Genomic DNA, 11,798 nt, shown 5'->3' on the forward strand with positions numbered 1-11,798 from the left:
AGCTGTGCAAAGGGTGGAAAATGACGCAAGAGGGCTTCCTGAACATCGCGGGCCTGTCCGCGGGCTATGGCGCAACACGCGTGCTGGACGGTCTCGACCTGGCCATCGCCAAGGGAGAGTTCGTCGCCCTGCTCGGCTCGTCCGGTTGCGGCAAGACAACGTTGCTGCGCGCCATCGCCGGCTTCGTGAAGCCCTCGGGCGGCAGCATTTCCGTCGACGGCGCCGACGTGACGCGTCAGCCCCCGGACAAGCGCGGCATGGCGCTGGTCTTCCAGTCCTACGCCCTGTGGCCGCACATGACGGTGGCGCAGAACATCGGCTACGGACTGAAGCTGCGCGGCCGCCCCAAGGCCGAGATCGCCCGGCGCGTCGGTGAACTTGAGGATCTGCTCGGGCTGTCCGGCCTCGGCGGCCGCAAGCCCGGCGCCCTGTCCGGCGGCCAGCGCCAGCGCGTCGCCCTCGGCCGGGCGCTGGCGATCGACCCGCAGATCCTGCTGCTCGACGAGCCGCTGTCCAATCTCGACGCCCGCATCCGCCTCAAGGTCCGCCATGACATCAGCGCGCTGCAGAAGCGCCTCGGCATCACCGCCGTACATGTGACCCACGACCGCGAGGAAGCCATGGTGATGGCCGACCGCATCGTCATCCTCGACCGCGGCCGCATCGCCCAGCAGGGCACGCCGCAAGAGCTGTACAACCGTCCCGCCTCCCCCTTCGTCGCCGCCTTCATGGGCGCAGAAAACCGTATCGACCTTACCGGCCGGATCGCTGGCGACAGGGTCATCGTTGCCGCAGGCCCAGCCAATGCGGCAGCCGATCTGGCCCTGGACGGACGGCCGCTGGCCGACGGCCTTCTGGAAGGACGCTTTCGCGCCGAGGCCGCATCCATCCTTGCCGGCGAGGGCGACGGCAACGCGACCCGTGACGCGCTGGAACTGCCCGGCCGGGTCGAGGCGGCCAGCTATCCCGGCGGCGCGTGGCGCCATTCCGTGCGGGTCGGCGAGGAGACCCTGCTCGTCGACAGTCCCGATCCCTTCGCGCTCGGCGCGGCGGTGCGCATCCGCATCCCCACCGAAGCGCTCTTCCTCTTCGTCCGGCAGGGTACCCCCGCCGGCCCCGAAGGCTCCTTGAGCGACGGCACCAAGCGCCGCGTCCTGGAAGCATCCGAGACCTGATCGTCAATGATGTCTAGAAAGCGGAGTACCGACATGAGGAAACTTCTTTCGGCGACGCTGGTGCTGGGCCTTGCGTCCACGCCGGTGACGGCGGCCGAGCTCACCGTGATCACGGCCGGCGACCAGAACATGGTCGACTACATCAATGAATATCTCGGCCCGATCTTCGAGGAGCAGAACCCAGGCCACACGGTGCGCGCCGTCGGCACCGGCCCCGGCGATGCCGGCTCCCAGAAGATCCTGGAGCGCTTCGAAGCCCAGAAGCAGGCCGGCAGCGAGACCTGGGACACGGACGTTGCCGTGGTCCACGAGAAGTTCGCCGGCCCGATGGTCTCGGGCGGCTATCTCGAGGCCTATCGCGACAACATCTCCTCCGGCAAGCTGGTGACGCGGGCGAATGCCGACATGGCGCTCGGCTCGAACGTCAAGGGCTATGTCATGCCGATGTTCAACAGCCAGACCGCCCTGGCCTACAATCCGGCCCTGCTGCCCAACCCGCCGAAGAGCTACGAGGAACTCGCCGCCTGGGTGAAGGAGAACCCGAAGCAGTTCGGCTACAACGGCATCAAGGGCGGCGCCTCGGGCGTCAGCTTCGTCATGGGCTGGGTCTACGCCTTCGGCGATGGCGATGCCGCCAAGCTGATGAACGGTCCTTTCGAGGAAGCCGAAACCACCAAGTGGGACGCGGCCTTCGACAGCCTGAAGGAGTTCACCCAGAACGCCACCTTGACCCCGGGCAATGCCGGCACGCTCGACCTGCTGTCGCGTGGCGAGATCGCCATCGGCCCGGTCTGGGTCGACATGTTCTATTCCTGGCAGGCCAACGGCCAGCTGCCGCCGGAATTCAAGCTGGTGCTGCCGGCCCCCGGCATGCCCGGTCAGCCGATGCATTACGTGATCCCGGCCAAGGCTCCCAACAAGGACCTGGCGGAGAAGTTCGTCGAGCTCGCCACCAGCCCGAAGGTGCAGGCGGAAGGCATCGTCAAGCGCTTCAACTGGTACCCGGGCATCGACGCGCAGCATGTTCAGGCCGAGCTCGATGCCGAGACCTGGAACAAGCTGTTCACGGACGTGACGCCGGAAGACCTCGCCAGCTACGGCAAGCCCTTCCCGATCGCTCCGTACAACAACGCGATCCTCGAGGCCTACGAGGCCAAGGCCGCCAACTGACCTTCACCGCAAAGGCCGCCCGGATCTCCCGGGCGGCCCCCACCGGATCGATGCCACCATGCCACGACGCCTGCTCGGACTGCTTCTCGTCCTGCCCGCCCTGACGGTGATCCTGTTCCTGTTCGTGCTGCCGCTTGCCCTCTCGGTGATCGGCGCGTTCGAGACCGAGGCAGGCTACGGGCTGGGGAACTTCACGAAGTCCTTTGCCCTCTATAGCTCCGACATCCTCTTCACCGTGGTGATCGTCAGCCTGTCGACCTGTCTGATCGGGCTCTTCTCGATCGCCATCGGCGGCTATCTGACGCTGGGCGAGAACCCGCGCGCGGTGGCGATCCTGCGCTGGCTATACCGCTGGCCGCTGTTCATTCCCTTCATCGTCGTCGGCCAGGTGCTGCGCACCTTCCTCGCCAAGAACGGCTTGATGAACAACATTCTCGTGGGCGCCGGCCTCATCACCCCGCTGCAGGCGGTGAGCTTCCTCGACTGGCGCGGCATCGTCATCGCCTTCGTGTGGAAGCAGACGCCCTTCGTGACGCTGCTGCTCGCCGGCGCCATGGCCTCGGTCGACCGCGGCACGATCGAGGCGGCCCGCAATCTGGGCGCATCGCGGCTCCGCATCCTGATCGAGATCCTGGTGCCGCAGGTCGCCACCACGCTGATGGTCGGGCTGGTCCTGTCCTTCGTCACGATGATGTCGGTGCTCTCGGTGCCGCTGATGATCAACGCCCAGTCTCCGACCATGCTGACCGCCGACATCGCCTTCCGCATCAATGCCTATGGCGATTATGGCGTGGCCAACGCGCTCGGTCTGATCTCGCTCGCCGCGACCGCCTGCGTCGCGTGGTTCTACCTGCGCCAGAGCATGAAGGAGCGCGGATGAGCACCCTGTCGACACCCCTCCCGAGCAAAGCCGAGCCCGCGCGCATCCGTCCCGACCTGTGGTGGGTGCCGCGCGCCATCGTGCTCGGCCTCATCGCCTTCATCATCTTCGGCCCGCTGACGAACCTCGTCCTGTGGACCGTCGCGGAGCGCTGGTACTTCCCTCATGCACTGCCGCTGGAATACGGCTTCAGCTACTGGGAACGGGTGTTCTCGCCGCGCGGCAATGCGATGGAATCGCTCGCCAACAGCGTCCTGGTGGCGAGCCTCACCGTGGTACTGGCCATCGCGCTGGCGGTGCCCGCCGGCTATGCGCTGGCGCGCCTGCGTCTGCCTTTCCGAGCGCTGATCCTGCTGGCCTTCCTGATCCCCCAGGCCTTTCCGAACCTGCCCGTCTACGTCAACATCGCCCGGCTCTTCTACCAGATCGGCCTCAACGGCACGGTCATCGGCGTGGTCCTGGTGCATGTCACGCACGGGCTGGTCTATGCGGTCTGGATCGCAACGGCTGCCTTTTCCGCCGTCGACAGCGAACTGGAACAGGCCGCCCGCTCGCTCGGGGCCGGCGCTTTCCGCGCGTTCCGGGACGTCACGCTGCCGCTTGCAGCCCCCGGGCTGCTGGCCAGTGCGATCTTCGTCTTCCTGGAATCGCTCGACGAGTTCACCGGCAGCTACTTCGTCGGCGCACCCGACGTGAACCTTTTGCCGCTTCTGCTCTATACAGCGGGTGCGGGCGGAAACTATCAGGTGGCATCGATCACGGCGTTGTTGCTCCTGATACCGTCCATTGCTTTCATGCTCGTCGTCGAGCGTTTCCTCAGATCCGACGTGCTGTCGAAGGTTGGCCATTGAAACGGGACCAGGGCGACAAGACCCCCGCACGGCGCTTCATCAGCGCGCAGCAGGTGGCACAAAAGGCCGGCGTATCGCGCTCGGCGGTCTCGCGCGCGTTCACGCCGGGCGCCAGCATCGCGCCGGAGACCCGCGAGAAGGTCATGCAGGCGGCGGCCGAGCTCGGCTATCAGGTCAACGACCTGGCGCGCGGCCTGCTCGCCAATCGCAGCCGGCTCGTCGGGCTCATCGTCACCCGGCCCGAGGTGGGCTTTCGCGCCCATCTCGTCTCCGCCCTGACCCGGGCACTGATCCTGCGCGGCAGCGTGCCGCTGATCATCAACACCGGCAGTCTGGAGCAAGAACTGCAGGCCGCACAGAACGCGCTGTTCGGATACCGCGCAGCCGCAACGATCATCCTGTCCGGTTCGCCTCCGGCCTCCTTCGTGGAGCTGGCCCGGCGCAACGGCCAACCTCTGATCATGATCGGGCGTTCCGAGCCCGACTGCGACCATGTGCGGATCGACAACACCGGCGCCGCCCGTACTGCTGCCCGGCTGTTCGTCGAGCGCGGCTTCACCCGCCTTGCGGTGGCCGGCGTCGCCTCAGCCACGCCGAGCCTCGTCGAGCGCGAGGAGGCCTTTGCAGACGAGGCCCGGCGCCTCGGCGCAAGCGTTGCCCGCGCCCACGGCGAGGAAGCGAACTATGCCGGCGGCCAGGGAGCCGCCGACGCGCTTCTCGGGGGCGATACGACAGCCGAACGGCCCCAGGCCGTCTTCTGCGTCAACGACCTAGTGGCCATCGGCCTGATGGACCGGGCCCGCAGCCACTTTGCCATCGACATTCCTCGCGACCTGGCCGTCATCGGCTTCGACGACATTCCGGAGGCGTCGTGGGACGCCTACCGGCTCAGCACCTTCCGGCAGGATCCGGAAAAGATGGCAGAGGGCGCCGTCGCCCATCTGGAACGGCGGTTGACCGATCTGGACGCACCGCCCTCCACCTTGCGGCTGGAGGCCGCGTTCGTGGAACGCTCGACGACACCCGTGCGCTGACCGCCCGGCCGCCTTTGCGGCCGGCCGGGTCTGCCGCCGAGGGCAGAAAGATGCTACCTCCGGGGGGACACGCCTCGGCGAAGCATGTTTCACCATACGGAGAACGAGCCCATGAGCGCTGACGACCGGCGAGCGGTAATCCGCCAGTTCACCTGCCTCGACGACAATTTCGGTGTCCTTGTCCATGTGCCGGAAAGCGCAAGCGGCCCCGGCGGCACCATCGCCATCGACGTGCCCCATCCCGATCCATACAAGGCGGTGCTGAAGGAAACCGGCTGGACGCTGACGGACATTCTCGTCACGCACCATCACTGGGACCATGTACAGGGACTGGAAAAGCTGAAGGCCGACACAGGCGCCCGCGTCACCGGCCCAGCCCTGTCGCGCGACAAGATCGCCGAGCTGGACGCCTTCGTCGAGGATGGCGACGAGATCACGGTCGCGGGGGTCGCCTTCAAGGCGATCGGCACGCCCGGCCACACGCTCGACCAGATCTCGTGGTGGGCGCCGGAACTCTCCTTCGCCCATACCGGCGACACGTTGTTCTCGCTCGGCTGCGGTCGCATCTTCGAGGGCGATCCGGCAATGATGTGGGCTTCGCTGGAAAAGCTGATCCGCCTGCTGCCGCCGCAGACCTCCATCCATTGCGGCCATGAATACACACTCTCGAACGCCCGCTTCGCGCTGACCGTCGATCCGGACAACGCCACCTTGAAAGCGCGCGTTGCCGAGGTGGAGAGCCTGCGGGAACAGGGGTTGCCGACGCTGCCGACGACGATGGCGGCGGAGCTTGCCGCAAATCCGTTCCTGCGCCCCGGCGACCCTGCGATCCGCAAGCATCTGGGCCTCGAAGAGGCAAACGATGCGGCGGTCTTTGCCGAGATCCGGCGCCGCAAGGACACGTTCTGACCGCTTGCAGGAGCCGACCGCCATGTTCGACGCCGACATGACCGCCGCCGAGATCATCTCGATGCTCGGCCTCACGCCGCATCCCGAAGGCGGGCACTACCGGGAGACGTTCCGCGACAGCGAGACGGATGCCGCGGGCCGTGCCCGGTCGACCGCCATCTACTACCTGCTGGAAGCGGGCGAGCTCTCGGCCTGGCACCGGGTGGATGCGGTCGAGATCTGGCACTGGCATGCCGGCGGGCCGCTCGCCCTGACCATTTCGGAAAACGGGCACGACGCCCGCGCCCTGCATCTGGGGAACGACCTTGCCGCCGGCCAACGGCCGCAAGGGATCGTGCCGGCCGGCGCCTGGCAGACGGCCGAAAGCCTTGGCCGCTGGACCCTGGTCGGCTGCACGGTGGCGCCCGGCTTCGAGTTTGCCGGCTTCGAGATGGCGCCTCCCGACTGGCGCCCTGTTCCGCGCGGCTGAATTTCCGCGCGGAACCGCGGTGCTTCGGGGTTTCCCGGCTTGCGCTCCGGCGCCCAAGGGCTACAGTGCGCGCGGATTTCACCCACCGGCAAGCGTTGCCGGCCCATACCGGCGTGCGGATCGCCGCAACCCGCCTCAACCTGCCCAGGACTGGACTACGGACCCCATGGCACACAAAGACATCAAGAAGGTGGTGCTCGCCTATTCCGGCGGCCTCGATACCTCGATCATCCTGAAGTGGCTGCAGACCGAATACGGCTGCGAGGTGGTGACCTTCACCGCCGACCTCGGCCAGGGCGAGGAACTGGAGCCGGCACGCAACAAGGCAGAGCTGCTCGGCATCAAGGAAATCCACATCGACGATTTGCGCGAGGAATTCATCCGCGACTTCGTCTTCCCGATGTTCCGTGCCAATGCGGTCTACGAGGGCGTCTACCTGCTCGGCACCTCAATCGCCCGTCCGCTGATCTCCAAGCGGCTGATCGAGATCGCCCACGAGACCGGCGCCGACGCGATCGCCCATGGCGCCACCGGCAAGGGCAACGATCAGGTCCGCTTCGAGCTGTCCGCCTATGCGCTTGACCCGGACATCAAGGTCATCGCGCCGTGGCGCGACTGGACGTTCAAGTCCCGGACCGACCTCATCGAGTTCGCCGAGCAGCACCAGATCCCGGTGCCGAAGGACAAGCGCGGCGAGGCACCGTTCTCGGTCGACGCCAACATGCTGCACTCGTCGTCCGAGGGTAAGGTCCTCGAGGACCCGTGGGAAGAGCCGCCGGCATATGTCTACCAGCGCACCGTCGATCCGATGGAAGCGCCGGACGTCCCGACCGAGATCACCATCGGCTTCGAGAAGGGCGACGCCGTGTCGCTCAACGGCGAGAAGCTGTCGCCGGCAACCCTCTTCGCCAAGCTGAACGAGTATGGCCGCGAAAACGGCATCGGCCGCCTCGACCTCGTCGAGAACCGCTTCGTCGGCATGAAGTCGCGCGGCGTCTACGAGACGCCGGGCGGCACGATCCTGCTCACCGCCCACCGGGCGATCGAGTCGATCACTCTCGACCGCGGCGCCAGCCACCTGAAGGACGAGCTGATGCCGCGCTATGCGGAGCTCATCTACAACGGCTTCTGGTTCTCTCCGGAGCGCGAGATGCTGCAGGCCGCCATCGATAAGAGCCAGGAAAAGGTCGCCGGCGAGGTCCGCCTCAAGCTCTACAAGGGTAACGTCATCGTCGTCGGTCGCCAGTCGCCCTACTCGCTCTACTCCGAGGAGCTGGTGACGTTCGAGGACGATCGCGGCGCCTATGACCAGAAGGACGCGGCAGGCTTCATCCGCCTGAACGCCCTGCGCCTGCGGACCCTGGCCAAGCGCGACCGTCTGAAGTGAAAACGCACCCGGCGCGGGATGCAGCCTGGATCGCCGGTCTCGGCGACAGGCTCGCTCGCGCCGGGTTTTGCCTGCTCGGCCAGTTCGCGCCCGCCCCGGACGATGCGGTGCCCGGCGCAAGAGCCGGACATGCTGCCCGCGCGGTGCTCGTCGTCGGCAGCCTCTCCAATCCACTCTTCGAAATCTTCGGCACCAGTCCGGAAGCCATCGACGGCCTGCCGGACCCGTTGGACCGCTTCACCCGCCGGGTTCTGACCGGGCTGGCCGGCAGCGAAGGGCTCGGCATCGTCTTTCCCTTCGACGGTCCTCCTTACCATCCCTTCCAGCGCTGGACACTGAAGGCAGGCGGTTTCTCGCGGTCGCCGATGGGGGTTCTTGCACATCGTGAGTTCGGCCCCTGGACAGGACTGCGCGCCGCCCTCCTGTCGCCGGAGCCGATGGCCGTGCCCGAATCCTTGCCCGAACAAGGCCCCTGCCCGACCTGCTCCAACACGCCCTGCATGTCCGCCTGCCCGGCTGGTGCACTGTCGCAGACAGGATACGACGTGCCGCGCTGTCTGGCCTATCTGCGGGCGAATCCTGCCGCACCCTGCCATGCCGGCTGCATTGCAAGGCGTGCCTGCCTCTTCGGCCGCGCGCACGCGCAGTCGGAAGAAGCAGGCAGCTTCCACATGCGTGCCTTTCTGGGGTAAAACCCGGCCCCGGCCGGAACCTCAGCGATCGCGGACGGCAACGAAGCGGGCAAGGCCGGCGAGCTCAGCCGCCCGGGTGCCATAGGGAGCAAGCAGCGTCTCCGCCTCGCCGACCAGACGGGACAGCTCCGCGCGCGTCCACTCGGCGCCCTTGAGCGCCACCAGGGTCGCCTTGCCGGCAGCCGCGTCCTTCCCGGCGGCCTTGCCGAGCGCAGCCGCATCGCCTTCGACATCGAGCAGGTCGTCGGCCAGCTGGAACGCAAGGCCGATCACCTCGCCGAACCGGGTCAGCCGCTCGATATCCTTGGCCGACGCCCCGGCAAGCCGCGCGCCGGTGCGCGCCGCATAGCGGATCAGCGCCCCGGTCTTCATCGACTGCAGCAGGCGGATATCCGCTTCGCCGAGCGAGCTGTGCTCGGCCGCCAGATCCAGCATCTGTCCGCCAGCCATGCCGCCGACCCCGGCGGCGCGCGCCAGATCGCGCGAGGCCGCAAGCCGGACGCCCGCATCCGCGTGCACGCGCGGATCGGCGACGAGATCGAAGGCGAGCGTCAACAGCGCGTCACCGGCAAGGATCGCCGTCGCTTCGTCGAAGGCACGGTGAACCGTCGGCTGGCCACGACGAAGATCGTCGTCGTCCATCGCCGGCAGGTCGTCGTGGACGAGCGAATAGCAGTGGATGCACTCAAGGGCGGCGGCTGCCACGAGCACGCCTGCGTCGTCGCGGTCGAACAGCCTCGCAGCCGCGATCATCAGGCCCGGGCGCAGCCGCTTGCCGCCGCCGAGCGCAGCGTAGCGCATCGCCTCGATAAGTCGGCCGGGGCGTGCAGGCTCTCCGTCGGCCGGCTGCGAGGCAAGCAGCGTCTCGAGCATTGCCTCGAACCGCCCGGCATCGGCGGCAAGCTGGTCTGCGGCATCGGCGGTCACGGGCAGCTCCGAAAAACCTTGAGGAACGGGTGCCGGCGTCGATCCGCCGGCGCTCCGCCTCAGTGTCGAAAAACCCGGCGAAGGTCAACCACCTCGAGGGACGATCCGGCGCCGGCGGCCAACGGTCTGTTGTCTGACGCATCGCCAGCCTGTATTCCGGCGCCGCGGTGTGGCACCGTGCGCCGAAGGGTCGGCGAGACGGACTGCGGGGGCGAATGAGCGAAGGCGAAGTCAGGAGCGAGACGCGACGGGCGCGCGGCGGGCGCTTGCGGCGGATCGTGCTGCGCGCGCTTCTGGTCGTCCTGCTGCTGCCACCCGTCCTGACGCTGCTCTGGGCTGTCGTGCCCCCCGTCAGCACGCTGATGCTGGCCCGCTATGTGCAGGGCCTGTGGGTCGACCGCGACTACGTGTCACTGGACGATATCTCCCCTCATCTCGTGCGCTCGGTCGTCGCCTCGGAGGATGCCCGGTTCTGCCAGCATGGCGGCATCGACTGGGAGGCGCTGGAAAGCCAGATCGCCGCCCTGAACGAGGGCGACGGCGTGCGCGGCGCGTCGACCATCACCATGCAGGTCGCCAAGAACCTGTTCCTCTGGAACGACCGCAGCTATGTCCGCAAGGCGGTGGAGCTGCCGCTGGCGCTGATGATCGACGCCATGCTGACCAAGCGGCGGATCCTGGAAATCTACCTCAACATCGCCGAATGGGGCGAAGGCGTTTTCGGGGCGGAAGCCGCCTCGCAGGCCTGGTTCGGCAAGCCCGCCAAGGACCTCGACCGCACGGAAGCGGCGCGCCTGGCCACCGCACTGCCCAACCCGCTGGCTCGCAATCCGGCACGCCCGCGCCCCGGCCACGACCGGCTCGCGCGGATCAATCGCGGCCGGGCAGCGGCAATCGAACCACATCTGGAATGCATCCCGGGTTTCGGCCCCTGATCGCGACGTAAAGAATCGCCCGCAGACGACAAAATTTCTGACTTTCGGGCTGGCAAAGCGGCAAAAGGTCCGGTATAAGCCCGCCATTCCTGCACACCGTGTAGACCCACGCCCCGGGCTGACCCGGTCCGGGTTTCGCGGGATATTGCACGACGGAGAGTACGACAATGGCCGTTCCGAAGAGAAAAACCACGCGCATGAAGCGCGGCGCGCGTCGCTCCGCGGACGCCCTGAAGCAGCCGACCTATGTCGAGGACAAGGATTCGGGCGAACTTCGCCGCCCGCATCACGTCGACCTGAAGACGGGCATGTACCGGGGCCGCCAGATCCTGGCGGTGAAGGACGACGTGTGATCCTGAGGCGGCCGCAACGCGGCTGCCCGGGAAAACGCGAAAAAAAGGCCGGTGCGCAAGCGCCGGCCTTTTTCGTTTGGCGTTCTAAGATCCGACGGTAGCCGTGATACCTCTCATGCGAGCGTCAGCAAAAAAAGGCCCCTGCCGAGGCACGGGCCCTTTCGAAATCCTGTTCGCTCGCGCGTGCGATCAGCCGTTGGCGTAGTACTGGCCGCCGTTGATGGTCAGCACGGCACCAGTCATGAACGCAGCTTCCTTCGAGGCGAGATAAGCGACCGCAGCCGCGATCTCCTCTGCCTGTCCGAGCCGGCCGACCGGAATGCCGGCGATGATCCCCTCCAGCACCTTCTCCGGGACGGCTGCCACCATGTCGGTGTCGATGTAGCCCGGGCAGATGGCGTTGACCGTGATGCCCTTGCGGGCATTCTCGGATGCCAGTGCCTTGGTGAAACCGATCACGCCGGCCTTCGCGGCCGAGTAGTTGGTCTGCCCGAGCTGGCCCTTCTGCCCGTTTATGGACGAGATGTTGATGATGCGGCCGTGACCGCGCTCGCGCATGCCGTCGATGACCGGACGGGTCATGGTGAACATGGAATCGAGATTGGTGCGGATCACCGCCGACCACTGCTCGAAGTCCATCTTGTGGAACCAGCCGTCACGGGTGATGCCTGCGTTGTTGACGAGCACCTCCACGGCACCGAGGTCGGAAACCACCTGGCCCACACCCTGGTTGCACGCCTCGGCATCGGACACATCCCACTTGTAGACGTGGATGCCGGTCTCGGCCTTGAATGCCTCGGCCTTCTCGGTGTTGCCGGCATAGGTCGCCGCCACCGTGTAGCCGGCAGCCTTCAGGCCCTTGGAGATCGCAGCGCCAATGCCCCGCGTACCGCCCGTAACGATTGCCACATTGCTCATTCACTTCCTCCCGTTCAGCTTGCGCTGCCGCACCAGCCGCCGCTGACTGGCCCGGTCCGCCGGTTGCCGGCAGAAGCCCGATCCGGCCCACCCGCAAT

General features: G+C 67.1%; 13 protein-coding genes. 11 read left to right on the forward strand and 2 right to left on the reverse strand.

All coding sequences use genetic code 11. The features are described 5' to 3' along the window. Window positions 1-20: 20 nt before the first annotated feature. From H7H34_RS20730 to H7H34_RS20770, 9 genes are all read left to right on the forward strand, one after another. Complete coding sequence (locus H7H34_RS20730; RefSeq protein WP_185926306.1) at window positions 21-1,175, forward strand: ABC transporter ATP-binding protein; 1,155 nt, start codon at window positions 21-23, stop codon at window positions 1,173-1,175. 33 nt (window positions 1,176-1,208) lie between these two features. Next, window positions 1,209-2,345, forward strand: coding sequence for an ABC transporter substrate-binding protein (locus tag H7H34_RS20735; RefSeq protein ID WP_120269982.1), 1,137 nt, complete (start codon window positions 1,209-1,211; stop codon window positions 2,343-2,345). A gap of 58 nt (window positions 2,346-2,403) precedes the next feature. Continuing rightward, the gene (locus H7H34_RS20740; RefSeq protein ID WP_067224418.1) at window positions 2,404-3,225 is read left to right on the forward strand and encodes an ABC transporter permease; all 822 of its coding nucleotides are present in this window, start codon (window positions 2,404-2,406) and stop codon (window positions 3,223-3,225) included. Then, window positions 3,222-4,076 carry an ABC transporter permease gene (locus tag H7H34_RS20745; protein WP_120269981.1) on the forward strand — a complete coding sequence of 285 codons (855 nt, stop codon included), beginning with the start codon at window positions 3,222-3,224 and terminating at the stop codon, window positions 4,074-4,076. Before H7H34_RS20740 ends, H7H34_RS20745 begins: the two co-directional genes overlap by 4 nt. Further along, window positions 4,073-5,110 (forward strand): LacI family DNA-binding transcriptional regulator, encoded by a 1,038-nt coding sequence (locus H7H34_RS20750; protein WP_185926307.1) that lies wholly within the window; start codon window positions 4,073-4,075, stop codon window positions 5,108-5,110. Before H7H34_RS20745 ends, H7H34_RS20750 begins: the two co-directional genes overlap by 4 nt. Window positions 5,111-5,221: 111 nt before the next feature. Beyond that, complete coding sequence (gene gloB / locus H7H34_RS20755; protein WP_185926308.1) at window positions 5,222-6,019, forward strand: hydroxyacylglutathione hydrolase; 798 nt, start codon at window positions 5,222-5,224, stop codon at window positions 6,017-6,019. Between the two features lie 37 nt (window positions 6,020-6,056). After that, on the forward strand, window positions 6,057-6,488 hold the full coding sequence (locus H7H34_RS20760; RefSeq protein WP_371811457.1) for a cupin domain-containing protein: 432 nt from the start codon (window positions 6,057-6,059) through the stop codon (window positions 6,486-6,488). Between the two features lie 166 nt (window positions 6,489-6,654). Continuing rightward, window positions 6,655-7,875, forward strand: coding sequence for an argininosuccinate synthase (locus tag H7H34_RS20765; protein ID WP_185926310.1), 1,221 nt, complete (start codon window positions 6,655-6,657; stop codon window positions 7,873-7,875). Next, window positions 7,872-8,567: a hypothetical protein gene (locus H7H34_RS20770; protein WP_209006274.1), complete on the forward strand. Its 696-nt coding sequence runs from the start codon at window positions 7,872-7,874 to the stop codon at window positions 8,565-8,567. The genes H7H34_RS20765 and H7H34_RS20770 overlap by 4 nt, the downstream gene beginning before the upstream one ends. 21 nt (window positions 8,568-8,588) lie before the next feature. Here H7H34_RS20770 and H7H34_RS20775 read toward each other — a convergent pair whose 3' ends face one another. Next, window positions 8,589-9,440 (reverse strand): polyprenyl synthetase family protein, encoded by an 852-nt coding sequence (locus H7H34_RS20775; RefSeq protein WP_120270215.1) that lies wholly within the window; start codon window positions 9,438-9,440, stop codon window positions 8,589-8,591. A 269-nt stretch (window positions 9,441-9,709) separates the two neighbouring features. Between H7H34_RS20775 and mtgA the strand changes: the two genes are divergently transcribed. Continuing rightward, entirely contained in the window at window positions 9,710-10,429 is a 720-nt protein-coding gene (gene mtgA, locus H7H34_RS20780; protein ID WP_185926311.1) for a monofunctional biosynthetic peptidoglycan transglycosylase, read from the forward strand. Between the two features lie 167 nt (window positions 10,430-10,596). Then, window positions 10,597-10,782 carry a 50S ribosomal protein L32 gene (rpmF, locus tag H7H34_RS20785; protein ID WP_067224425.1) on the forward strand — a complete coding sequence of 62 codons (186 nt, stop codon included), beginning with the start codon at window positions 10,597-10,599 and terminating at the stop codon, window positions 10,780-10,782. Between the two features lie 189 nt (window positions 10,783-10,971). Here the strand turns inward: rpmF and phbB are convergent, their stop codons facing one another. Continuing rightward, window positions 10,972-11,700 (reverse strand): acetoacetyl-CoA reductase, encoded by a 729-nt coding sequence (gene phbB / locus H7H34_RS20790; RefSeq protein ID WP_097174324.1) that lies wholly within the window; start codon window positions 11,698-11,700, stop codon window positions 10,972-10,974. Window positions 11,701-11,798 lie beyond the last annotated feature (98 nt).

Source organism: Stappia sp. 28M-7 (assembly GCF_014252955.1).
Classification (GTDB): domain Bacteria; phylum Pseudomonadota; class Alphaproteobacteria; order Rhizobiales; family Stappiaceae; genus Stappia.